General features: G+C 71.7%; 22 protein-coding genes and 1 pseudogene. 5 read left to right on the top strand and 18 right to left on the bottom strand.

What is annotated here, in order from left to right; translation table 11 throughout:
* Positions 1 to 87 precede the first annotated feature (87 nt).
* The 11 genes from WMF12_RS38230 to trxA all read right to left on the bottom strand — a co-directional run bounded on the left by WMF12_RS38230 (position 88) and on the right by trxA (position 10,178).
* The gene (locus WMF12_RS38230) at positions 88 to 888 is read right to left on the bottom strand and encodes a formyl transferase (protein WP_437741656.1); all 801 of its coding nucleotides are present in this window, start codon (positions 886 to 888) and stop codon (positions 88 to 90) included.
* Entirely contained in the window at positions 870 to 1,427 is a 558-nt protein-coding gene (locus tag WMF12_RS38235) for a hypothetical protein (RefSeq protein ID WP_012239950.1), read from the bottom strand. The genes WMF12_RS38230 and WMF12_RS38235 overlap by 19 nt, the downstream gene beginning before the upstream one ends.
* Complete coding sequence (locus tag WMF12_RS38240; protein WP_437741657.1) at positions 1,424 to 2,530, bottom strand: hypothetical protein; 1,107 nt, start codon at positions 2,528 to 2,530, stop codon at positions 1,424 to 1,426. Before WMF12_RS38240 ends, WMF12_RS38235 begins: the two co-directional genes overlap by 4 nt.
* A gap of 134 nt (positions 2,531 to 2,664) precedes the next feature.
* Complete coding sequence (locus WMF12_RS38245; protein ID WP_437853148.1) at positions 2,665 to 3,783, bottom strand: DegT/DnrJ/EryC1/StrS family aminotransferase; 1,119 nt, start codon at positions 3,781 to 3,783, stop codon at positions 2,665 to 2,667.
* The gene (locus WMF12_RS38250; protein WP_437741659.1) at positions 3,780 to 4,454 is read right to left on the bottom strand and encodes an acyltransferase; all 675 of its coding nucleotides are present in this window, start codon (positions 4,452 to 4,454) and stop codon (positions 3,780 to 3,782) included. Before WMF12_RS38250 ends, WMF12_RS38245 begins: the two co-directional genes overlap by 4 nt.
* Positions 4,451 to 6,049: a hypothetical protein gene (locus WMF12_RS38255; RefSeq protein WP_437853150.1), complete on the bottom strand. Its 1,599-nt coding sequence runs from the start codon at positions 6,047 to 6,049 to the stop codon at positions 4,451 to 4,453. Before WMF12_RS38255 ends, WMF12_RS38250 begins: the two co-directional genes overlap by 4 nt.
* A 69-nt stretch (positions 6,050 to 6,118) precedes the next feature.
* On the bottom strand, positions 6,119 to 6,391 hold the full coding sequence (gene secG, locus WMF12_RS38260) for a preprotein translocase subunit SecG (protein ID WP_437545278.1): 273 nt from the start codon (positions 6,389 to 6,391) through the stop codon (positions 6,119 to 6,121).
* A 98-nt stretch (positions 6,392 to 6,489) separates the two neighbouring features.
* Positions 6,490 to 7,323, bottom strand: a complete 834-nt coding sequence (tpiA, locus tag WMF12_RS38265; RefSeq protein WP_437873938.1) for a triose-phosphate isomerase — start codon at positions 7,321 to 7,323, stop codon at positions 6,490 to 6,492.
* A gap of 5 nt (positions 7,324 to 7,328) precedes the next feature.
* Entirely contained in the window at positions 7,329 to 8,564 is a 1,236-nt protein-coding gene (locus WMF12_RS38270) for a phosphoglycerate kinase (RefSeq protein ID WP_437853152.1), read from the bottom strand.
* 4 nt (positions 8,565 to 8,568) lie between these two features.
* Positions 8,569 to 9,594 (bottom strand): type I glyceraldehyde-3-phosphate dehydrogenase, encoded by a 1,026-nt coding sequence (gene gap / locus WMF12_RS38275; RefSeq protein WP_272102749.1) that lies wholly within the window; start codon positions 9,592 to 9,594, stop codon positions 8,569 to 8,571.
* A 260-nt stretch (positions 9,595 to 9,854) separates the two neighbouring features.
* Positions 9,855 to 10,178, bottom strand: coding sequence for a thioredoxin (gene trxA, locus WMF12_RS38280; RefSeq protein WP_437545284.1), 324 nt, complete (start codon positions 10,176 to 10,178; stop codon positions 9,855 to 9,857).
* Positions 10,179 to 10,540: 362 nt separating this feature from the next.
* Here trxA and WMF12_RS38285 point away from each other — a divergent pair, with 362 nt between their 5' ends.
* The gene (locus tag WMF12_RS38285) at positions 10,541 to 11,263 is read left to right on the top strand and encodes a polyprenol monophosphomannose synthase (RefSeq protein ID WP_437853154.1); all 723 of its coding nucleotides are present in this window, start codon (positions 10,541 to 10,543) and stop codon (positions 11,261 to 11,263) included.
* 37 nt (positions 11,264 to 11,300) lie between these two features.
* Here the strand turns inward: WMF12_RS38285 and WMF12_RS38290 are convergent, their stop codons facing one another.
* A complete protein-coding gene (locus WMF12_RS38290) occupies positions 11,301 to 12,710 on the bottom strand; it encodes a serine/threonine protein kinase (RefSeq protein ID WP_437853156.1) in 1,410 nt (469 codons plus the stop codon).
* A 155-nt stretch (positions 12,711 to 12,865) separates the two neighbouring features.
* On the opposite strand from WMF12_RS38290, the gene WMF12_RS38295 reads away from it, so the two are divergent.
* Together WMF12_RS38295 and WMF12_RS38300 are read left to right on the top strand one after the other, a co-directional pair.
* Complete coding sequence (locus WMF12_RS38295) at positions 12,866 to 13,768, top strand: SPFH domain-containing protein (protein WP_437741665.1); 903 nt, start codon at positions 12,866 to 12,868, stop codon at positions 13,766 to 13,768.
* A complete protein-coding gene (locus WMF12_RS38300; protein ID WP_437853158.1) occupies positions 13,765 to 14,706 on the top strand; it encodes a hypothetical protein in 942 nt (313 codons plus the stop codon). Before WMF12_RS38295 ends, WMF12_RS38300 begins: the two co-directional genes overlap by 4 nt.
* Before the next feature lie 10 nt (positions 14,707 to 14,716).
* On the opposite strand, the gene WMF12_RS38305 is transcribed toward WMF12_RS38300, so the two are convergent.
* The 4 genes from WMF12_RS38305 to WMF12_RS38320 all read right to left on the bottom strand — a co-directional run bounded on the left by WMF12_RS38305 (position 14,717) and on the right by WMF12_RS38320 (position 18,757).
* Positions 14,717 to 15,925, bottom strand: a complete 1,209-nt coding sequence (locus tag WMF12_RS38305) for an STAS domain-containing protein (RefSeq protein WP_437853160.1) — start codon at positions 15,923 to 15,925, stop codon at positions 14,717 to 14,719.
* Positions 15,926 to 16,070: 145 nt separating this feature from the next.
* Complete coding sequence (locus WMF12_RS38310) at positions 16,071 to 17,306, bottom strand: STAS domain-containing protein (RefSeq protein WP_437853162.1); 1,236 nt, start codon at positions 17,304 to 17,306, stop codon at positions 16,071 to 16,073.
* Positions 17,307 to 17,575: 269 nt separating this feature from the next.
* Positions 17,576 to 18,193: a hypothetical protein gene (locus WMF12_RS38315; RefSeq protein WP_437853164.1), complete on the bottom strand. Its 618-nt coding sequence runs from the start codon at positions 18,191 to 18,193 to the stop codon at positions 17,576 to 17,578.
* Positions 18,194 to 18,373: 180 nt separating this feature from the next.
* A complete protein-coding gene (locus WMF12_RS38320; protein WP_437741670.1) occupies positions 18,374 to 18,757 on the bottom strand; it encodes a hypothetical protein in 384 nt (127 codons plus the stop codon).
* Between the two features lie 639 nt (positions 18,758 to 19,396).
* Between WMF12_RS38320 and WMF12_RS38325 the strand changes: the two are divergent.
* Positions 19,397 to 19,876 (top strand): annotated as a pseudogene (locus WMF12_RS38325) (amino acid permease); the annotation flags it as partial.
* An 11-nt stretch (positions 19,877 to 19,887) separates the two neighbouring features.
* The gene (locus WMF12_RS38330) at positions 19,888 to 21,099 is read left to right on the top strand and encodes an amino acid permease (RefSeq protein WP_437873978.1); all 1,212 of its coding nucleotides are present in this window, start codon (positions 19,888 to 19,890) and stop codon (positions 21,097 to 21,099) included.
* Positions 21,100 to 21,221: 122 nt separating this feature from the next.
* On the opposite strand, the gene WMF12_RS38335 is transcribed toward WMF12_RS38330, so the two are convergent.
* Together WMF12_RS38335 and WMF12_RS38340 are read right to left on the bottom strand one after the other, a co-directional pair.
* Positions 21,222 to 22,181, bottom strand: coding sequence for a gluconeogenesis factor YvcK family protein (locus WMF12_RS38335; protein WP_437545299.1), 960 nt, complete (start codon positions 22,179 to 22,181; stop codon positions 21,222 to 21,224).
* Between the two features lie 45 nt (positions 22,182 to 22,226).
* A complete protein-coding gene (locus tag WMF12_RS38340; protein ID WP_437748092.1) occupies positions 22,227 to 22,985 on the bottom strand; it encodes a DNA methyltransferase in 759 nt (252 codons plus the stop codon).
* Between the last annotated feature and the right edge of the window lie 295 nt (positions 22,986 to 23,280).

Below are 23,280 nucleotides of genomic sequence, written 5' to 3' on the forward strand. Positions count from 1 at the left end.
GCGGCGGGTCATCGACCCGGGGCCCCGGCGAGGGGGAGCATCTCGCAGCCGAGGAGCCGGCGGTGCGCGTGCGATGCGGGGGCGTGCTCAGCGGGCGAGCGCCCGGAGCCGCCGCGCCGCGATCGCCGCGATCGCAGGGTGCAGCACGAAATGCTGGCGCCCCGCGTCGGCGGCCTGGGGGGCAGGCGTCAAGGTCCCGTCGCGCAGGCCGCGCACCGCGCGACACATGAGCTCGAGCCCGACGCGCTCGACGCGCCTCATCACGGCCGGGTGGTCGTCTCCGGGCTCGAGCGCGAACCGCTCGACCAGCAGGACGGGCCCGGTGTCGACGCCCGTGTCGATGAGGTGCACGGTGACCCCGAGCTCGGGCGGGCCGTCCTCGAGGAAGGGCCACAGCGCGACGTCCATGCCACGGTACCTGGGCAAGACGCCCGCATGGGCATTGAGGACACCGATCCTGGGAATCGCCAGCAGCGGGGCGCGAAGCAGGCCGCCGCCCGCGAACACGATCAGGTCGGGCGCGGCGGCCCGGAGCGCGGCGAGCGACCGGTCGTCGTTGTGGTTCTGGACCACGTGGAACCGCGCGCCGATCGCCGCAGCGACGTCTCGCAGGGACGCCCCCGGGAGCCCCTCCTCGGCGGCGATGTCCCGCACCGATCGCTCCCCCTCGCGAGGGGACGAGAGGCTGCCGACCAGGACCTTGCCGGTGACCTTGGCGAGCACGCGGCCGGGCGTGGTGAGGCGAAGCTCGTCGCGGAGCCGGTCGAGCTGGTAAGGCGCTCGCAGCAGGACGTCGGTCAGCTCGATGCCGTCGGTGCGACCGAGCCGCCACGCGAGCAGCCGCGCGTACATGCTTGTGTGCACGGGCGCTAGGAGCGCGATGCGCATTGCGCCTCCAGCTCCGCAAGGGCGGATTCGACGTCGCGGAGCGCCGCAGCCCAGTCCGCGGCGACCTCGGGTCCGACCCGCCGCGACATCCCCGGCGCGAACCGATCCGCGAGCTTGAGGGCGGCGTTGAGCAGCCGCCAGTCGCGGCGCGCTGGCGCCTGCCGCGCGAGCAGCGAGCAGACCGCGGCGCGCTCACGCGCGACGCCGGCGCGATCCTGCGGCGGCTCGATCTCCGCCAAGGCGTCGCCGCGACGCAGCTCGACATGACGAAGCAGCCGCTCGAGCTCCTCGGCTCCCCGAGCGTCGCCTGCGGCGAGCGCCGCCTCGATGTCGGCGCACGCGCCAGCGCGCCACCGGCGCTGCTCCAGCGCCGGGCGGAGGGCGCCCTCGGCGCGCGCCGGCGCGGCGCGGGTCACCCCGGACGCCGCCCGTCGCAGCGCGGCCTCGAGGCGGCTCCGGCGCTCGCGCCCCCGGGCGGGATCATCGAGCCACACCGCGGCGGCGCGGACGCCCGCCAGCACGCGATCGCGCAGGGTCACGGCAAACCCCCGTCGATCGCGATACGCACGCTGCTCCCGTCCAGCCCCACGAGCGCCTCTCCGCTCAACCAGAGATCGTCCTGACGCAGATGTCCAGACGGCAGCGTGAGGACACCGTTCTTGAACAACCAGTAAGGACTCCATCGATCCTTGCGGAAGCAGGCGAGCTCCCGCCAGGTGATCCCGTCGCGGCTCGCGAGGACGGCCGCCGTGTCGCGGTGAACCCCGGCGCCGCGCTCGACGACCGTGAGCGCGATGAGCACCGGACCTGGGAGCTGGGCCCCGTGCCACGCCGAGGCGGGGATCGCACAGCCCACCTCGAGGGCGAGCGAGCGTCGATCGGCGCGGCATGCATGGTTCTGCGTCACCTCGGAGTCGGTCAACCAGCACACGTGGTCCGCGGTGAAGAACAGCTGCACGGCGCGCCAGCGCTGCGTGCCGTCCCCGAACCTCTCGATCGTGCGGAACCAGTCGCGCGTTCGCCACAGGTAGCACTCGCCGTCGAGATCACCGGTGGTCACCCACGCCGCGCCGACGTCGAACGGGTCGGCGAAGATGCCATGAACATGCCGCACCGACCCCGCGGAGAACTCGTGGGCTACATCGACGCGGTCGCCGTCAGGGGCGACCCGGTGAACGCGCACCGGACCACGGCGCTCGTTCCTCGTGTACTCGCCGAGGTACGCGGCGCCGAGAGGGTCCTCCGCGATCCCGCGGTGCAGGACGCAGTCGCCAGCGATCGCGCCCAGCGGCGCCGGATCGCGCCCCTCCTCGAGCCGGTAAATCGTCCCCGCGCGAACCCCGATGACGACTCCGCGCGACGTGCGGTACACATTGCACTTGTCGGCGCGCGCCGCCCGGACGAGCAGGCGCTGGAACGCCATGGCGTCACGCGGCATCGCCGCGGGAAACCGGCAAAACGGCTCGAACGCGCCGACGCCGCGGGCGCGGCGCAGCACGACGCGCCCATGGCTCGCCCAGACCGTGCCGTCGGCGTCGAGGTGGTGCACGGTCGAGACCGCCGGAGCCCGCTCCCGTACAGAGACCCCCAGCGCGAGGTGATCGCTGGAAGGAGTCGGGGTGATGGCGCGAGCCGGCAACATCGTCAGCGCGGCGCACGCTAGCACCCGCTCGCGCGATCCGGCAAGCCGAAGCCCGGCGCCATGGCGCACGCGCGCCGCTCTCGACGCGAGGTGCAGCCGAGGTGCCTTGACGCCGCTGCGCCGAGGCGCCCGGCTCAACCGAAGAACGAGGCGATAGCGGCCGCCACGCGGGCGACCTCCTCGCCCGTGAGCTCGGGAAAGATGGGGAGCGCGAGCGTGTCGCGCGCCGCCGCCTCAGCGACCGGAAGGGAGCCCTCCGGCGGGCCAAGGCGCGCGAAGCAGGGCTGGAGGTGGAGCGGCGCGGGATAATAGATCTCGGTGCCGATGCCCTGCTCCGCGAGCGAGCTTCGCAGCGGATCGCGCAGAGAGGCATCCTTCAGGCGAATCACATACTGATTGAACGTGCGCCCCGCAGCGCCGGCGTCCGGCAGCGCGAGGGGCAGATCTCGCCCGCCGAGCAGCGCGGCATACCGCGCGGCGTGCTCGCGCCGCCGCTCGAGGAGCGCGTCGAGCCGCGGGAGCTTGCGCCGGAGAAGCGCCGCCTGGAGCGCGTCGAGCCGGAAGTTGCCGCCGACGCGGGTGTGATGGTGCTTCTTCCGAGCGCCCTGCGCCCTGAGCGTCCGGACGCGCTCGGCGAGCTCGTCGTGATCGGTGGTCACGAGCCCGCCATCGCCGAAACCGCCGAGGTTCTTGGTCGGGAAGAACGAGAAGCACCCCATGAGCCCGAGCGCCCCGGCGCGGCGGCCGCCGCGCTCGGCGCCGAACGCCTGGGCCGCGTCCTCGATGACCGGCAGGCCGCGGCCGCCCGCGATCGCGAGGAGCTCGTCCATGGGCGCGCAGCCGCCGAAGAGGTGGACGGCGAGGATCGCCCGGGTGCGCTCCGTCACGGCGCGCGCCGTGGAGGCGGGGTCGAGGTTCAACGAGCCAGGGAGGACGTCCGCGAAGACCGGCGTGGCGCCGGTGCGATGGATGGCGCCCGCGGTCGCGAAGAACGTGTAGGCGGGGCACACGACCTCGTCGCCCGCGCCGACGCCGAGCGCCATCAGCGCGACGAGCAGCGCGTCGGTGCCGGAAGAGACGCCGATCGCGTGCCGGACGCCGAGGTACGCGGCGCACTCCGACTCGAAGGCCTCGACCTCCGGACCGAGGATGTAGTGGCCGCTCCGGAGGACCGACTGGAACACGGCGGAGAGCTCGTCCTGCATGGCGAGATCGCCGCGGGCCCGATCGAAGAAGGGAACAGGCGCGGTCATCCGTCGGTGTCCTCCGCGGAGAGGGGATCGCGGTAATGGCGCGTGGCCGCGGCGCGGGTCGTGGCGAGCGGCGCGTCCTCGTCGAGGTCGAGACAACGGACGATGTCGCCGCGGCGCTCGTAGCGATAGCCGCTCTCGGGGCAGCGCAGGAGGCCGTCGCGCGAGGCGACGAGCTTGTGACCGTGGCGGCTCATCCAGCCGGTACGCCGGGCCGGCACGCCGGTGACGAGCGCATAGTCGGGCACGTCGCGCGTGACGACCGCGCCGGCGCCGACGAACGCATGGCGCCCTATCGTGACGCCGCAGACGATGGTGGCATTGGCGCCCACGGTGGCGCCGCGACGGATGCGCGTCGTGTCGAGGAACGCGCGTCGGTCGATCGGGGCACGCGGGTTGACGACGTTGGTGAGCACCGCGGACGGGCCGAGGAACACGTCGTCCTCGACCAGCGTGCCGTCATAAAGAGACACGTTGTTCTGGATCCGGACGCCATCGCCGATGACGGCGGTGCCCGCGACGAAGACGTTCTGGCCAAGGACGCAGGCGCGGCCGATCCGCGCCCCCGCCGAGACATGGCAGAAGTGCCACACCTTCGTCCCCTCGCCGATGTCGCAGGGCTCGTCGATGCACGCAGACGGGTGCGCGAAGAAGGGCTTTGCGGGCTCGCTCATGGCGCCCTGTCCGCCGGGTGCGCGGGGCCCCTGGAGCCACCCTCCGGCAAGGCCCCGAGCGCGCCGCCTGCCGGCACCGGCCAGATCCCCCAGGCGCCGCGCGTCGCGAGCGGCGGGCCGGCGAAATCGATGACGGGCGGCCTGACGCGCCCGATGAGGTAGGCGGCGCCCAGGCCGGCGGCGCGGCGCGCGAGCGAGGCGGGGTCCTCGAAGCTCGAGCGGACAGGCGGATCACGGGGATCGATCGAGCGATCGGGGTGCACCCCCTCGGGACGCCCCAGGGCGGCGAGCGCCGCGAGGTGGCCATAGTCGACGACCTCGAGGAGGAGGGGCGCGGAAGGAGGCGTGAGCTCCGCGGCGGCGCGGCCGATGGCGACCTCGTCCCTCCGCGGATTGAAGTGCTCGCGGCGCAGGTGCGGGCGAAAGAGGGCGCCGAGGGCCAGCACCACCAGCAGCGCGCCGCCGAGGGCGCGCCGCGCGCCGGCCGAGGCGCCCCGGAAGGCGCGCGCCGAGAGATCTCCGACGGCGAGGGCGAGCAAGAGCAACGCGAGGAGGGTCGCTCGCTCGGGGTGGTGGGTGGGCGCGCCGTCGCGCACGAGGGCGAGCGAGAGCGCCGCGATCTGGAAGGCGGCGACGGCGCCGGGGAGCGCGTACGGACGGGCCGCGCGAAGGAGCGGAGGAAGCGGTCGGGCCGCCCCCGGCGCAGCGCCGCGGCGGGCACGCCATGCGACGAGGGCGATGGCGATGGGCCACACGAAGAGCTCCGGCTCCTCGCGGACCATCGCGGCAGGGTACGCGAAGAGCCGCAGCAGCGAGCCGTCGCCGCCCGGGCCGATCGCGTTGCGGTAGGAGGCGACGCGGGCCAGGAAATGCAGCGCGTCGCCGTGAGCGACGCGGTTCCACGCGATCCACGCGGCGGGCCCGGCGAGCGCGACGAGCGCGGCGAGCGCGAGCTTGGCCTGCGCGCCGCGGCCCTGGCCGAGGCGGGCGGCAGCGAGCAGCGCCATCGCCGCGAAGGCGACGGCGATGGACCAGGGTTCGTAGCGGGAGAGCGTCGCGAGCACGAGCGCGAACGCGCCGAGGAGGGCGCGCCCAGCCGGGGGCGCAGGCCCGGCCGGCGGCGTGACGAGCGACGCCACCGCGAACAGCGAGAGGGCGGCGGTCGGCAGCTCGGGGACCGTCGCCACGCCGAGGCAAGCGCTCCAGGGGAAGGCGCCGGCGAGCAGCGCGCCGGCGAGCGCGGCGCGGCGGTCACCCGTGATCCAGCGGGCGGCGAGGTGGACGAGCGCGGCCGAAGCCAGGCCGAGGGCGAACGCGATGGCGCGGGCGACCTCGAGGGTCGGCGCGAAGAGGCGCCCAAGAACGCAGAAGAGCGCGCCGTTGAGCCAGAAAGGGACAGGCAGCCAGCTCGTCCCCGTCGGGTCGAGCCGGGGCGCATGGGCCCACGCCTGCGCGAGGACCACGCGCGCGAAGTCGTCATCGCTCACCGCTCGGAAGCCGAGCGCGAGGACCAAGGCGGAAACGACCGCCTTGGCGAGCGCGACGAGGGCAAGGTCGCGCGCGAAAGGGACGGAGACGGCCGACGCCGCCTCCACGGACGGCCTCGCGTCGAGCGCCCTACCCGCTTCCCTCCCCGGCGCGGGGGCGGGCCCTAGCACGCGAGCCTACTTTTCCTGGGATTTCTCGAACTCGCGCAGCTCGCGGTCGCCTGCCGACGAGAGGTAGGCGAGCGACACGCTCGTCGCCATGAAGACGACGGCGCAGATGGCCGTGAGGCGGGTCATGAAGTTGCCCGCACCGCGGCCGCCGAACACCTGCGCCGTCGCGCCGCCCATGGCCGAGCCCATCCCGCCCCCGCGGCCCTGCTGGAGGAGCACGACGAGGATCAGGAACAGACAGACGAACACGTGCACGATGTTGAGGAACGTGTGAAGCATCGGCGTCTTTCAGCTGGGTGAGTCTGGACCGCGCGAGGGGCCCAAGGGGCAAGTGGGCAGGCCGGCGCTCCCGCGGCGAGACGGGAGCGGCCTGCGATCTACCCCTGTTCCGCGCGCTCCGCCAGTCGGTGAGCGGCGTCGACGATCTTGGTGAAGCCAGCGGCGTCGAGCGAAGCCCCGCCGACCAGCGCGCCGTCGATATCGTCCTGGGCGAGCAGCGCCTCGGCGTTGTCGGCCTTGACGCTGCCGCCGTAGAGGATGCGCGTGACGCCCGCGAGGTCCTCCGAGGCCTTCGCGAGCAGGCCGCGGATGAACGCGTGCACCTCCTGGGCGTCCTCGGCGCGCGCGACCTTGCCCGTCCCGATCGCCCAGACCGGCTCGTAGGCGATGACGCCGAAGCCGGGCTGCTTCGCGAGCTCGTCGAGGACGGCGCGGACCTGCCGCTCGACCACGGCGAGCGTCTCACCCGCCTCGCGCTGCTCGAGCGTCTCGCCGACGCAGACGATGGGGCGCAGCTCGGCGGCCATCGCCGAGGCGACCTTCCGGGCGACCGACTCGTCGGTCTCGGCGAACAGCTGCCGCCGCTCGCTGTGCCCGAGGATCACCCAGGTCGCGCCCGCGTCCTTGAGCATGCCCGAGGAGACCTCGCCGGTGAACGCCCCGGAGACCTCGGCGCTCATGTTCTGCGCGGCGATGCCGACCTCGCTCTTCGCCTCCGCGAGCTCGTGGGCCACGGCGGCGATCGCCGTGAACGGCGGAGCTACCACCACCTCGGCCCGGGTGAGCTCGCGCGTCGCCTTGGCGACGGCCGCCGAGAGAGGACATGCGTCCTGGCCCCCGGCGTTCATCTTCCAGTTGCCGGCGATGAGCGGACGACGCGAGGCCGCCCGCGGGGCGGCGCCCGCCTCCGCGGACGTGCCCCCATCGTTCACGGCCTTCACTCGCTCACCTCGACCGACCGGAGCGCCTCGACGCCCGGGAGACGCTTGCCCTCGATGAGCTCGAGCGAAGCGCCGCCGCCGGTCGAGATGTGATCGAAGCCCTTGGCGATGTGCTCGCCGGCCTGCTTGACCGCCGCCGCGCTGTCGCCGCCGCCGACCACCGTGAAGCCGGAGGCGCCGCTCATGATGCGCGCGACGTCGAACGTGCCCTTGGAGAAGGCCGGCGTCTCGAAGAGGCCCATCGGGCCGTTCCAGAACACCGTCTTCGCCCGCTCGATCGCCTGGCCGAACTGCTCGATCGAGCGGGGGCCGATGTCGAGCGCCATCGTGCCCTCGGGGATCGCGTCGACGGACGCGGGCGCGCCCTGCGTCGCGTCGATGCTCGAGGCGACGACGGCATCGACGGGCAGGAGGAGCTGGATGCCCCGATCGCGCGCCTTGCTCATGATCGTGCGCGCCAGCGGGAGCTTGTCCTCCTCGATCCGGCTCTTCTGCAGGTTCTTGCCCTGCGCGGCGAGGAAGGTGTTCGCCATCGCGCCGCCGATGCACAGGGTGTCGACCACGTTGAGGAGCGCCTCGACGACGTCGATCTTGTCGGAGACCTTGGCGCCGCCGAGGACGGCGACGTAAGGCTTCTCCGGGCGATCGACGAGCCGGGTCAGCGCCTTGAGCTCCTTCTGGAGGAGGAGGCCGGCGGCGCGCTCGCGCATGAGGCGCGGCAGCGCGTGCACCGACGCGTGGGCGCGGTGCACGGCGCCGAAGGCGTCGTCGACGTAGACGTCGCAGAGCTCGGCGAGCTGGCGCGCGAACCCCTCGTCGTCCTTCTCCTCCTCCTCGTGGAAGCGGAGGTTCTCGAGGAGGCAGATCTGGCCCGCCCTGAGGTCATAGATGACCTTCTTGGGCGAGTCGCCGACACAGTCGTCCGGCAGGTGGACCTCGTAGCCCGTGAGCTCACTGAGCCGCCCCCCGCACGGCTCCAGCGAGAGCCCCTCGGTCTTGCCCGGCTTCGGGCGGCCGAGGTGCGACGCGAGGATCACCTTCGCGCCCGCCTCCATGACGAGCTTGATCGTCGGGATCGCCTCGCGGATGCGCGAGTCGTCCGTGATCTTGCCCGTCTTCTTGTCGAGCGGGACGTTGAAGTCGACGCGGATGAAGACGCGCTTGCCGCTGAGGCCAGCAGCGTCCCCGGCGGCGGCGAGGTCTTCGACGGAGCGGATTCCGGTGAGCTTCACGGCGCTAGACGCCCTTCCTCGCCACGAGCTGCGCGAGGTCGATCATGCGGTTCGAGAAGCCCCACTCGTTGTCGTACCACGAGAAGATCTTCGCGAAGCGATCGCCGAGGACCGACGTCATGGTCGAGTCGAAGGTGCTGGACGCGGGCGAGCCGATGAAGTCGCCCGAGACGAGCTCCCGATCGGTGTAGTTGAGGACGTCCTTCATCGGCCCCTGCTCGGCGGCCTGCTTCATCGCGGCGTGGATGCTCTCCTTCGTGATCGGCTTCTCGGTCTCGAGGGTGAGGTCCACGAGCGAGACGTCGACCGTGGGGACGCGGATCGCGAGCCCGTCGAACTTGCCCTTGAGCGCCGGGATGACCTCGGACAGCGCCTTCGCGGCGCCGGTGCTCGAGGGGATCATGTTGACCGCGGCGGCGCGCGCGCGGCGCAGGTCGCCCTTGCGGTGCGGGATGTCGAGCAGGTGCTGGTCGTTCGTGTACGAGTGGACCGTCGTCATCAGGCCGCGGACGATGCCGAAGTTGTCGAGCATCACCTTGGCGATGGGGGCGAGGCAGTTCGTCGTGCAGGAGCCGCACGAGATGACCGTGTGCTTCTGCGCGTCGTAGAGCTCGTCGTTCACGCCCATCACGACCGTGAGGTCGTGGCCCTTGGCCGGCGCGCTGATGATCACGCGCTTGGCGCCCGCGTTGATGTGGCCGGCGGCCTTCGCCTTGTCCGTGAAGAGGCCCGTGCACTCGAGGACGATGTCGACGCCGAGGCTCTTCCACGGCAGCTCGGCCGGATCCTTCAGCGCGAGGACCTCGATCTTCCGATCGCCGATGCTGATGTGCTTGTCGCCGTGACCGACCTTCGCCGCCTTGAACTCGCGGTGGATCGAGTCGTACTGGAAGAGGTGGGCGAGCGTCGCCGGATCCGTCAGGTCGTTGATGGCGACCAGCTCGATATCCTTCACGCCGCGCTCGTAAAGCGCGCGGACAATGCAGCGTCCGATGCGCCCAAAACCGTTAATTGCGATCTTCGTCGCCATCACGAACTCCTGGGAAAGTGGCCGGCGCGAGTCGTAGTCACCTCGCGCGCGACGGTCAAGCAAAGCCTCAGCCACGGGGCGCCGGCGACGTGGAGCGCCGGCGGCGGCGGGGCCGCGGCCGGCTGGCCGGAGCGGCGCCTCGCCGGGAGGGCTTTCGGTCGGTATTTGGGGTGGTTTCGGTCTGTGGGAAGGGGAGCGCCGGCGCGCTCGGGCTCTGTCGCGCCGGGCTCTGTCACGCCGGCGTCACGCGCGGCCGCGGATCAGACGCCGAGCTCCCGGAGGAGCTTTTCCTTGCTCGCGACGCCGGTGTACGAGCCCGCCTTCTCGCCGCCCCGGAACAGGATGCACGTCGGAACGGCGCGGACGTTGTATTTCTGGGCGAGCTTGGGCGCCGCGTCGATGTCGAGCTTGCCGACCTTCAGCGTGCCCTGGGACTCCGCGGCGATCGTGGCGACGATCGGCGCGAGCTGCTTGCAGGGCCCGCACCAGGTGGCCGTGAAGTCCACGAGCACGGGGATCGGGGAGTTGATGACCTCGGACTCGAAATTCTCGTTGGTGAGGGTGACGACGTGCTCGCCTGCCATGATTGTCTCCGTCGGTGCCGCGCTGTTCATGTTCGGGGCCGCGCCTGTCGTGCGCGGGGCGCGCCCCGTGAGTTGACCGAGGCCGCGCCGGCCTGTCGGCCCGATGCAGAGCGGACCGCCCTGTCGGGAAAGGAAAGTACCCGGCGCGCACGCCTCCGGCAACCCACAAGGCGCTCGCGGCGCACCCGCGGAACCTTCCGCCTGCGCCGTCGTTTTGGTAGATCGCCCGGCGCCGGAGCGCCCGTGCTGGCCGACGCAGCGGAGGCCTGAGCGCGAGCGGACGCCCGCGGACCTGGCGCGCGACGCTGCACGGCGCGCACGATCCCGCGTGCGAGCGCCCGCTCGCGCGGCGCCGAGCCAGGATGGCCCCCCGAACCCTCATCATCACGCCGACGTACAACGAGCGCGACAACCTCGCCGAGTTCGTGAGCTCCGTCCTCGCGGCGGCCCCGGAGGCGCACGTGCTCGTCGTCGACGACGCGTCGCCCGACGGGACAGGCGCCCTCGGCGACGAGCTCGCCGCGCGCGACGGGCGCGTCCGCGTGCTCCACCGGGCGGCGAAGCGCGGGCTCGGCACGGCCTACCTGGAGGGCTTCCAGCGCGCCCTGGACGGCGGCTACGACGTCGCGTTCGAGATGGACGCCGACCTCTCGCACGACCCGCGCCACCTGCCGGCGTTCCTCGACGCGATCGCGCAAGGCGCCGACGTCGTGCTCGGCTCGCGCAACATGCCGGGAGGCGGCGTCGAGGGCTGGGGCATCGGGCGGCACGTGCTCTCGAAGGGCGGCTCCCTCTACGCGCGGACCATCCTGGGCGTCGGCATCCGCGACCTCACGACCGGCTACAAGGCGTTCACGCGGCGCGCGCTCCTCTCGCTCGACCTCGGCAGCGTGCGCTCGAACGGCTACGCGTTCCAGATCGAGACGACCTACCGCGCGCTGCGCAAAGGGCTGCGCGTGGTCGAGGTGCCGATCGTGTTCGTCGACCGCCGCGCAGGCCGCTCGAAGATGAGCCGCCGGATCTTCGCCGAGGCGATCGTCGAGGTCTTCCGCCTGAAGCTCGACGCCGCGCGCGGTCGCATCTGATCGCGCGGCCCCGCCGGAGCGCGAGCGCGCGCTGCGCTCAGCGCTCCCCCGCGCGAGGCGGCCGCGAGGCGGCGTGCGTGCGGCCCGGCTCGTCGATCTCCAGCTCGTCGAGCTCCTCGTCCAGCGCGACGTCGCCGTCGTGGATGCGCGATCGACCGGGGGCCTCCTGCTCCTCGAAGCGCACGCGCGCCGCCGCGGCCTGGCCGCGCTGGGCAGCGCCCTCTGGCGCCGGGTGCCCGCGGACGACGCGTGTGGCGCGGCGCAGCGCGAGATCGGCGACCCGCCCGGCCCTGCGCACGTTCGGCGCGGCCTTCTCGCGCAGCACGCGGCCGAACACCAGGGACAGCAGCGTCAGCACCGTCGGGACGATCACCCCGAGCGCGAGGCCGACGGCGATGCGCGCGACGGTGAGGCCGAACAGCGCGGCCACGAGCGGGAGGCCCACCAGGCCGCGATCGAGCGACGGGCGCCCCTCGTGCCGGCGCGCGCGCCGCTCCTCCTTGCGCGCGCGCTTCTCTTCCTTGCGCTCGTCCTTGCGCGCGCGCCGCTCCTCCTTGCGCTCGTCCTTGCGCGTGCGCCGCTCCTCCTTGCGTGCCCCGCGCTCCGCGGAGCCCTCCGCAGGCTCGCCAGCGCGCGGCGTACGCGGGGGCGCGCCGCCCGCTTCGAGCCCCAAAAGGAGCGGAGCGATGCGCGCGGCGCGGCGGTCCGGGTCGGGCTCCAGCATCGCGGAGAGCGCCCGGACGAGGCGCGGATCGGCTCGATCGCCGAGGGCAGCGGGCACGTCGATCGCGAGCCCTCGGTGCGGCAGGTTCTCCGGCTCCTCGCCGGTGAGCAGGCAGAGCGCGGTCGCGCCGACCGCATAGACGTCCGACGCGGGCAGCGCGCGGCCCTGGAACTGCTCCGGCGCCATGTACCCGAACGTGCCGACCACGGTGCTCCCGCCCTCGGGACGCATGCGATCGCGGACCGCGCCGAAGTCGACGATCGCGAAGGAGCCGTCGGGCCGGTGGATCACGTTGTTCGGCTTGATGTCGCGGTGGATGACCGGCGGCGCGCGGCCGTGCAGGTAGTCGAGCACGGCCGAGGCGTCCCGCAGGAAGCGGAGGATGTCGTCCCGCCCGAGCACCGCGCGGCGACGGCGCATCGCGCCCAGGCTCTCGCCCTCGATCTTCTCCATCACCAGGAAGAGAGCTCCGTCCTCCTCGAAATGATCGAGGTAGCCTGGCAGGCTCGGGTGCGAGAGCGACGCGAGCACCCGGGCCTCGCGCTCGGCGAGCTCCACGCTCTTCCAGCTCGAGGCGCCGCGGATCTGGAACCGCTTGATCGCGACGAGCTTGCCGAGCCGCTTGTCGACCGCCTCGAGCGTGTGCCCCTGAGCCCCTTCGCCGAGGGCGCGCGTGATCACGTAGCGGCCGTCGCGCAACGCCTGGCTCGGCTCGGCACCCATCGAGGGAGCGAGAGTACACCGCCGGGGCAACGACACCAGGTCGAAGCCGCGCCTGGGCGCCCGCGAGCGCGCGCCGAACGTCCGGACGTCCGGACGCCCGCCGACGCGCACCGCTCGCGCGGCCCGCGCCATCCGCTCTGCTAGAGTCGCGAGCGATGTCGCTGATCCTCACCGTGCTCGGGCTGTTTGCCGTGCTCTACCTGCTGTCGGGGCTGCGGCAGATCAACCAATGGGAAGCCGCGCTGCGCTTCACGCTCGGCAAGCTGACCGGCCGCGTATCCCCCGGGGTGACGCTGTTCCTCCCGGGGATCCAGGAGCTGCGGCGCATCGACACGCGGATGAAGAACCGCGATCTCCTCCAGCAGATGGTGATCACCCGCGACAACGTGACCACGATGGTCGATGCGGTCGTCTATTACCGCGTCGTCGATCCGGAGAAGGCCACGCTGGCCGTCGAGAACTACGAGAACGCGATGAAGGATCGCGCGAAGGTCGTGCTGCGCGACGTGGTGGGCGAGACGCGGCTCGACGAGCTGCTCGCGCACCGCGAGGAGGTCGCCGCCAAGGTGCGCGCGCAGGTCGAGGCGGTGGCGGCCGCGTGGGGCCTGCACGTGGAGATGATCGGCCTCCAGGACATCGCGCTGCCGCCCCAGATGCAGGAGGTGCTCGCGAAGGGCGCGATCGCCGAGCGCGATCGGCGCTACGTGGTCATCAAGAGCGAGGCCGACGTGGAGAGCGCGAAGAACTTCGCGGAGGCGGCGGGCATCCTCGCGCGCTCGCCCGGGGCGATGGAGCTGCGCCGCTTCGAGGCGCTGGCGAACCTGAGCCAGGGCAACACCAAGGTGATCTTCGACCTCGCGAAGCCGTACGACGACGTGCGGCACGCGGCGGTCGCGATGGCCGAGGCGGCGGTCACCGAGGCGAAGCCCGTGCGCGTCCAGCAGGGGCAACGCGCGGTCGACGCCGAGGCGCAGCGCGAGGCCGAGGCGGCCCTCGAGGAGGAGGCGGCGCTCGAGGAGCAGCGGACGGCGCGGCGCGGGCGCATGGGCGGGGCGTGATCCCGGCGCTGACCGCGCTCAAGGCCGCGGTCGCGGCGCTGCTCGAGGCGCGCGGCGAGCGCGGGCTCTCCGCCCTCGTCGCCGGCGGGGAGCTCGCGCTCGCCGCCCCGCCCCAGCGGTGGACGCTGGGGTCGCGCGAGGTGAGCGCGTCGCGCCTCTCGCTGGCCGTCGACGCGCCCGAGTTCGCGGCGCTCACCGCGGATCCGAGCCGCCTCGCGGCGGTGAAGGAGGCGTTCGCGAGCGCGGTCCGCACGCCGGAGACGGAGCTCGCCGATCTGTCGCTGGTGCTGCGCCTGCCCGGCGTCGGGCGCGGGTGGAGCCAGATCTACCGGGAGGCCGCCCTCCCGGCGGCGCCCGAGCGGCCGGCTCCGGACGCGGTGCTCGGCGGCGCGGCGGCCCTGCTCGAGGCGTCGGGCGACGCGCGGGGCGCGGCGATGCTCCGCCGCGCGCGGCTCGAGGCGGCGCAGGTCGCGAGCGGGGGCGCCGCGCTGGTGCGCTGCGTGGTGCGGCTCGATCCAGCGGATCGCGCGGCGCTCGACCGCGACGGCGAGCGCGCGGAGCGGCTGCGGCGGGCGGTGCGCGACGCGGGGACGCGCGCCTCCGAGGCGATCGCGTCCGTGGAGCTCGCCACGGCGCTCTACCCGCTCGGCGGAGCGGCGGCGCCGGAGGCCCGGCTCGCGCGGGCGCTCGCGGCGCGCGGCGCGGTGGCGGTGACCATCCGCCGCGGTGACGGGCCGGAGGGCGAAGGCGTGGAGCTCGCGGTCGTGGCGTCCGGCGAGCTCATGCGCGTCCGGATCACGGCGGCCCCGGAGCGCGAGCACGGCGGCTGGAGAGCCGAGGGGATCCGCGCGATCACCGTCACCGCCGGGGACCTCGCGACGCCGGAGCGGACGGAGGAGCTCGCCGCGCTGCTCTGCGGCGGCGGCGAGCTCCCGTGACGCGCCGCGGTCAGCCCCGCGCCGGCAGGCCGGGCGTCGCGGCGCCGCTGCGCGGGGGGTTCTCCGGGCGGGTCATGCTCCGGATCGCATGCTGGAGCGCCGCGCGGAGATTACGTTGCGTAGTGAGCTGCGAGAGGTCGAGCCCGAGCGCGACCATCGTCTGCGCGACGTTCGGCTTGATGCCTGCCACGATCCCGTCGGCACCGAGCAGCCGGATCGCCGTGACGAGCTCGATCAGGTGGCTCGCGACCTTCGTGTCGACCACCTCGACGCCGGTCAGGTCGAGGATCGCGAAGCGCGCCTGCTTCTCCACGATCTTCGAGAGCAGGCTGTCCATCACATCGGCGGTGCGGACGCTGTCGACCGTCCCCACCATCGGCAGCGTGAGCACACCGTCCCAGACCTCGATGATGGGCGTGGAGAGATCGCGAATGACCTTCTGCTGCGCCTCGATCTGCTGCAGCTGAGCGCGCAGCTCCTCCTCCGTGCGCTTGGACTCCGAGATGTCGAGCGCCAGCCCGAGCACGCCGCACACAGACCCGCCGCGCTCGTCCTGGAGCGGGATGATCCAGTTGTCCCAGTAAACGCCGAACGCGTCGGTGCGGAAGCCGCGCACCTCCCCGTCGAACCATTGGCGTAGATCCGCGGCGGAGATGTTGACGCCAGTCGTTTCTGGCTTGTCCGCATAAATGTCGAACCAGCTGGCCCCGACGAGCTGCCCGGGCTTGAGCCCGGCGGCCCCGAGCCCCTTGCCGCCGTGATAGAAACAGACTCCATCCCTGTCGATCGCCCAGAGCACCATGTTGTCCACGTGCTCGGCGAGGCTGTCCAGCATGCGCGCCTTGTTACGGAGGGTCGCCAGCTCCTTGTCATCGATCGCGGAGGTCGGCCGGAGCGACCCGAAGACCGCGCTGCGATCGGGCGAACGCTTCGCGTTGCACAACAACGGACGGTACGCCCCGCGCGCGTCGCGAAGGCGGACGCGGAATGAGACGGGCTCGCGGGTCTGCTCGAGCTTCGCCCACGCCGCAAGGAGCGCTGCCCGATCGTCCGGGTGAGCGAGATCTGCGAGCGTCGTGCCCCCCTCGCTCGCGGGACCGATGACCTCCCGCAAGGCATCGCTCTCGTGGAGCAGTCCGCCCGCCGCCGAAGCGACGAAGAGCAGCTCTGGACAGCTGGCGAAGAACTCCGCAAACAGCGCGCTCGAAGTAACACTCATGACACAAGCCTCCCCCTGCGGCATCAGAAGGACACGAGGGTATCGCACGCGAAGCCCTGGCGGGAAGGGCCCGTTGCACTGCGGCCGATTCCAGCTCTGGTGTTTGCTCTACTACGGCAGCGAGCTCCCGTGACGCGCGGCGCAGTCAGCCCGGCGCCCGCAGGCCGGGTGTCGCGGCGCCGGCGCCGGCCGTCGCGGCGCCGTTGCGCGGGGGGTTCTCCGGGCGGGTCATGCTCCGGATCGCATGCTGGAGCGCCGCGCGGAGGTTACGCTGTGTGTTGAGCTGCGAGAGATCGAGCCCGAGCGCGACCATCGTCTGCGCGACGTTCGGCTTGATGCCTGCCACGATCCCGTCGGCCCCGAGCAGCCGGATCGCCGTGACGAGCTCGATCAGGTGGCTCGCGACCTTCGTGTCGACCACCTCGACGCCGGTCAGATCGAGGATGGCGAAGCGCGCCTGCTTCTCCACGATCTTCGAGAGCAGGCTGTCCATCACATCGGCGGTGCGGGCGCTGTCGACCGTCCCCACCATCGGCAGCGTGAGCACACCGTCCCAGACCTCGATGATGGGCGTGGAGAGATCGCGAATGACCTTCTGCTGCGCCTCGATCCGCTGCAGCTGGGCGCGCAGCTCCTGCTCCGTGCGCCTGGACTCCGAGATGTCGAACGACAACCCGAGCAAGCCGCACACAGACCCGCCGCGCTCGTCCTGGAGCGGGGTGACCCAGTTGTCCCAGTAGACATCGTTCGAGTCGGAGCGAAAGCGGCGCACCGTCCCGTCGAACCAGTTGTGCATGTCGTGGTCGACGTCGGGCACATCGACGACGGACGCGCCTGGCCGCTTCCCATAAAGCTCGATCCAGTTGACCCCCAGGAGCTGCCCAGGCTTGAACCCGGCGTTCGGGAGCGCTTTGCCGTCGTGATAGAAACAGATTCCATCGCGGTCGAGGGCCCAGAACGCCAGCTTGTCCACGTGGTTGACGAGGCTATCCAGGATGCGCGCCTTGTTGCGCACAATCGTCAGCTCCTCCTCGCCGAACTCGGGTGTTGCCCGGAGCGACCCGAAGACCGCGCTGCGATCGGGCGAACGCTTCGCGTTGCACAATACCGGACGGTACGCCCCGCGCGCGTCACGAAGGCGGACGCGAAAGGAGACAGGTTCACCGGTCTGCTCGAGCTTCGCCCACGCCGCGAGCAGCGCTGCGCGATCCTCCGGGTGAGCGAGCTCTGCGAGCGTCGCGCCCCCCTCGTTCGCAGGGCCGATGACCTCCCGCAGGGCATCGTTCTCGTGGAGCAGTCCGCCCGCCGTCGAGGCGACGAAGAGCAGCTCAGGACAGCAGGCGAAGAACTCCGCGAACAGGGCGTCTGAAGTAACATTCATCACACGAGCACTCTCCCTGGAGCTCAGAAAGGCAGCAGGGTATCGCACGCGACGCTCTCGGGGGAAGACAATCGGCCGCAGCGGCTCATGGCGACGGGGCACGTACGACGACATCTACAACGACGTATGAGAGAGGACGACGATACGCGCGGCACAGGCGACCGGGGGCGTGAAAACACCCACTCTTTCCTGGATTATGGTCGCTAGTTCGTCGCCGTTCGCAACGTCGAGCTCAGGGATCAGCAGGCAGCGGCGGCGGGCCCCTGCGCTCACCGCTCCGCCGACCCCTCGGCGAGCCACGCCGGATACCCCTTCGATTCAACGGACGTAAGGCCGAGGTCGGGCACCTCCACGAACACCGCGCGGCCCACGGCGTAGAGCGCCTCGAGCAGGATCGCTGGCGGACCGAACGCTTCGAGGCCCAGCGACCACGCCGCCGGAGCAGCCGCGCCCTCGCCTTCCGCCACGGCGACGCGCGTCAGCTCGACAGCACACCCGGCTCCGGGGTGAGCGCCGTCCATCACCTCGACGGCGCGTCCGCCCACCAGCCCGAACACCCGCACGCGGCGCTCCTTCGTGAGGGTCGTCCACCCGCTGTCATCGGCGTCCGTCGACGAGACGGTGAGCTTCGTCCACCGCTCCACCTCACCCAGCACCGTGGGAGAGAGGTGGATGGATCCGAAGGCGCAGACCCGAAACTTGACCTCCAGGCCCTTCGGCCGCCCGCCGCGCTTCTTGATCCCGAGATCGGCGCGCCGGAGGCGCCGGTAGCGGTCATGCCGGGGCGCCTCGGAGAACGCACGGGAGAACCACGACACGAGCCGCGGCGCCCGAGCGTCGTCCGCAGGCAGAAACCAGCGGACTTCGATGCTCTCCCGGATGTCCATGGCGTCCTCCCGGCCGCGCGCTGGCGGCGCGTCCGCACCACCGCCTCCATGATGCCAGAAACGGGGGCACGTGCCGCCGGCGCGGCGAAGGTAGGATCTCAGGTCGGGCTGCCTTCCGCCGGAGCACGCACGGCTGCAGGCGGGCGAGCGCCCCTGCGCTCGCCGCAGCGCGTCTCCGGCTCAGGCCCTCGACGACGCCCGGTACGAGTCGGACACGACCTTCTTTGCAAAGTCGATGATCGGCTCGCTGGGGACGTTCTGGATCGCGTACTTGACCGCGTAGCCGCCGGCGAGGAGGGTGAGCTGGCGCAGGATCTTCGAGCTGGCGAGCACGCCAATCGCAAATGCCGCTCCGCCGATCGCGATCGGGACGATGTACGGGACGTCCTTGACCTTGGTCTGGATGTCCTTGGCGAACTTGAGCAGCATGTCGAGGCTCACCGCGCCCTCGCCGCCCTGCGTCTGCGGCGCGCCAGGCTCGTGCGAGCCGGACTCCTGCGAGCCGCCCTCGTAAATCCCGTTCTTGTACCCGCCCGAAGTGTACTGGTCGTTACCGATGCTCATAGCGCTCTACCTCGTCCTGAGATGATTAGCCACGGAAGTGGCGATAGCTCCGGCGCCATGCGAAGCACATACCAGCAGCAAGCGCCGGGGCGGCCGACGCGCAGCCACGCGTGAGCCCGCGCGGCAGCGGGCGAGCCGCTTGCTCCAGCGGCGAGCGCGCTCGCACGCGAGGGCGCCCGCCTGCGATGAGGCAACTTGGCCGAGCGTGGCAAATGATCCCACCTCGATCGGCTCACACGATATCGTCTCGCATCGGAGGAGAGGCCGTCCGTGCAAACCTCGAATGCGGCGGGCTGCGCCCACGCTCATGGCGGCGACGCTCGTGCTCGATCAGCACCGCTGACGAGGGCTCGGCGCGAGCTTGGAGCACCGGTTGCACGCTGCGGCTCGGACCGACGCGCGCGCGACGGAGCTCGCTCCCGGCACACGCCTTGCGTAAGCTGCCTCACCCATGTCGCTCATGACGGTGCTGTTCGGCCGGCGGCTGGCCTCGGATGAAATGAAGAGGAGAAGGAACAGATCGGCCCGCTCTCCGGGATCCAGGTCCTGGGCCTCGACGCGCTCGCTTCCGCGTCGTACGGCCCCGAGGCCGCGCTCACCGTGCTCCTCCCCCTCGGCGCGCTCGGCGTCCACTACATCGTGCCGCTCAGCGCCTTGGTCATCGGGCTGCTCGCGATCGTCTACGTCTCGTACCGCCAGACGATCGCCGCGTACCCGAACGGTGGCGGCTCGTACATCGTCGCGAAGGAGAACCTCGGCACGCGCGCCGGCCTCGTCGCGGCGGCGGCGCTGCTCATCGACTACGTGCTCAACGTGGCGGTCGCCATCTCCGCGGGGGTGGGCGCGCTGGTCTCCGCGGTACCCGCGCTCCTGCCCCACACCATGGGCCTCTGCCTCGCCGTCCTCACCCTCCTCACGGCGGCCAACCTGCGCGGGCTCCGCACCGCAGGCCTCGTGTTCCTGGTGCCGACGTACGCGTTCCTCGGCTGTCTCTTCGCGGTGATCGCGATCGGGATCGGGAAGACGATCCTCCACGGAGGGCACCCGCCGCCCGTGGTCGCGCCGCCCTCGCTGCCCGTCGCGCTCGGAGCCGCGAGCCTGGGGCTCCTCTGCCACTCTTTCGCCAGCGGGTGCACCGCGATGACCGGCGTGGAAGCGGTGAGCAACGGCGTCCCTGCCTTTCGCAAGCCGAGCAGGCGCGCCGGACGCTCTCGTACATCGTCGCCTCGCTCGGCATCCTGCTCGCCGGGATCGCGATCCTCGCACGGGCATACGGCATCACCGCCACCGAGCCCGGCAAGAGCGGCTATCAGAGCATCGTCTCGCAGATGGTGGGCGCGGTCGTGGGGCGCGGCCCGTTCTACTACGTCACTCTGGCCGCCGTGGTGGCGGTGCTCATGCTCTCCGCCAACACCAGCTTCGCCGACTTCCCCCGCCTCTGTCGGCTCCTCGCGCTCGATCGCTTCCTGCCCGAGCCCTTCATCCACCGCGGCAGGCGCCTCGCCTTCTCCTACGGCATCGGCGTCCTCGCCGGACTCTCGGCCCTCCTGCTCGTCGTCTTCCAGGGCATCACCGACGCCCTCATCCCGCTCTTCGCGGTGGGCGCGTTCCTCGCCTTCACGATGTCGCAGGCGGGGATGACCGCGCACTGGCGCAGGGTCGGCGGCGCGCGCTCCCGGCTCCACCTCGCCGTCAACGCGACCGGCGCCACGGCCACGGCCGCGACGCTCGTCGTCATCATCATCTCGAAGTTCACCGAGGGGGCGTGGATCTCGACCCTGCTCGTGCTCGGAGCCTTTCTCATCTTCTGCAATGTGCGACGCCACTACGAGCACATCGACGAGGTGGTTCGCGCCAGCGCGCCGCTCGACCTCACCCCACCTCCGCCGCCGATCGTGGTGGTCCCGATCAGGCGCTGGGACCTCGTGGCGCAGAAGGGGCTCCGCTTCGCGCTCCGCCTCTCGCCTGAGGTCTACGCGCTCCAGGTGCTCCTCGACGATCCTCGCGTCGAGGACCTGAGCGGCGAATGGCACGCTCTGGTGGAGGAGCCCGCGAAGGAGAAGGGGGTACCGGCGCCGCGGCTTTCGGTGTCGGTGGTGCGGTCCCGCTACCGGCGGCTCTTCAGGCCGCTGCTCCGCTTCGTCACCACCCTCGCGCGCGCCCACCCGGACCGGCAGGTCGCGGTCGTCGTACCCGAGGTGGTCGAGTCACGCTGGTACCATTACCTGCTCCACAACCACACGGCATCGGTCCTCAAATGGCTCCTTCTCTTCCGGGGCGGGAAGGGCATCGTGATCGTCAACACGCCTTTTTATCTGCCCGACGAACCGGAGACCGCCTGATCGTCGTGCGCGGCCACGCCGGCCCGAGGCCGCCCGGCCGACGCGGCAGCGCTGCGTTCCGGAAGCGCGCCGCGGGTGGCCGTCGAGCGTAGGGCCAGGCGCAGCGGAGCCGGGCCCGGGCCTCACCACCACGAGCGCTGGCGGGCGAGCGAGACGATCGCGGCGGAGAGCTTGCGCGGGTCGTGGCGAATCAGCTTGCCGCCGAACAGCAGGTCGGCAGGGACGAGGAGGTCGGAGGCGAGCGGTTTGTCCGGCGAGGTCACGACCGGCTCAGAGCCGGCGGAGGCGTACTCCTCGAGGCCCTCGGAGGGCCAGACGTCGTTGACCAGCACCGCGTCGAGCCGGGCCTCGCCGAGGTACATGGCGATGGTCCCCACGAAGTCCTCGACCGTGTAGCCGGGGGTCTCGTTGGGCTTCGTCATCAGGTTGCACACGAACATCGCGCGGGCGCGGCTCGCCGCGATGGCCTCGCGCACCCCCTTGACCAGGAGGTTCGGCACGAGGCTCGTGTAAAGATCTCCCGGCCCGAGGATGATGAGATCGGCTTCCGCGATCGCGTCGAGCGCCGCTGGATACGCCTGGGCCTCAGGATCCAGATAGACTGAGAGCACCGGCGCATCGAGCATGTCGGAGAGGTTGTCGATCGACGCTTCGCCGCGGATGGTCCGGTCGTTCTCGAGGTGCATCACGAGATCGACGTGATCCATCGTGACCGGGAGGACGCGGTTCTTGACGGAGAAGATCTCGTGCAGGCGCTCGACCGTCAGGGGGAGCGAGCCGGTGATCTCCTGCACCGCGGTGAATATCAGGTTGCGCAGGGTGTGCCCGCCGAGGCTCCCCGAGCGGAAGCGGTGGCCGAGAAGCTCCTTCAGCGCTTCCGGGTGCTCGGACAGGGCGACGAGGCAACGCGTGAAGTCGCCTGGGGGCAGGAGGCCGTACTCGTCCCGGAGCCTCCCGGAGCTCCCGCCCGAGTCCATCATGGTCACGATCGCGGTGATGCGGACGCTCAGGTCACGCAGGCCGGTGAGGAGCGTGTAATGGCCCGTCCCCCCTCCCACGGTCACGATCTTCGGCGTCGCCATGGGGGAGCAGGCTACCATGCGGACGAGCGAGGCCGATACCGACCGTCAGGCCGCCGAGATCTCGACGCGCGGCTGCGGCGCGCACTTCGCGAGGCGGCGCGACGCGACGGCGTGGTACGTGGGCGCGATCTCGGCGCTGTAGCAGCGCCTCCCTGCGGTGAAGGCCGCCACCGCGACCGAGCAGAGCCCCCCGAATGGCTCCCAGACGACATCGCCTGGATCGGACGATGCGCGGATGATGCGATCGAGCAGCTTGAGGGGCTTCTGGTTGCCGTGGATCGACCGGGTGTCCTCCTTGAAGCGTTCGGGGCCGCGGACCGCCGGCTCGTGCCAGACGTTGGTCACGCCGACCTCGCAATGGAATTTGGCTCTCAGGGTAGCCCACTCCTCGCCCGTCAACGGCCGCTTGCCATCGACCGAGAAGTAGGGTCGCCCCTCGGGGCGGCCGTGCGCGTTCGCGAAGGCGGCGATCTGCTCGAACGCCGAGGCCGGGGGGTAATACCAGAGGTGGCAGCGGGTGAAGTACTTCCTCGTGGCCGCGTTCTTCACGCCGCACGCCTCGTTCGTCTGGCGCAGGGGGAGGCCCGAGCGCTCCCATTCATGCCGCAGCCAGGTCTTGAGGGGCAGCCGCACGCCGGCGCTCTCCAGGAGGACCTTGCGCACGTACTGCACGCACACCTCGCTCACCACGGGGAACTTGCGCAGCGTCCGGGTGTTCGCGTTGCCCGCGATGTGGGCGATTCCCTTGTCCCAGACGTGGCAGGTCCGGTACTCCCAGCCGTGCTGCTCGAGCAGGGGGTGCACCGTCGCCCAGCCGATCTCCGTCCCCCAGAACCAGAGGGTGGCGGACGGCAAGGCGCGCTCCGACCAGACGGCGACGTGGGGCGCGTACCACGCGGCGAGCCCGTCGTGCGTCGGGGGATCGCCGGGAAAACCGGAGACGCCATAAGCACCGTCGGAGACAATCACGGTGGGTCTCGGCCAGGAGGCGTAGTGCTCCAGCGCGTCGCCGAGCGTCAGGGTGGGGTGGAGGGTGGTCGAGGCGCGCTTCACGGGGGACACGCGGCCATCCAATCGAACTGCGCGGATCTGTCAACAA

This window comes from Sorangium sp. So ce363 (genome assembly GCF_051520435.1).
Classification (GTDB): Bacteria; Myxococcota_A; Polyangia; order Polyangiales; family Polyangiaceae; genus Sorangium; species Sorangium cellulosum_B.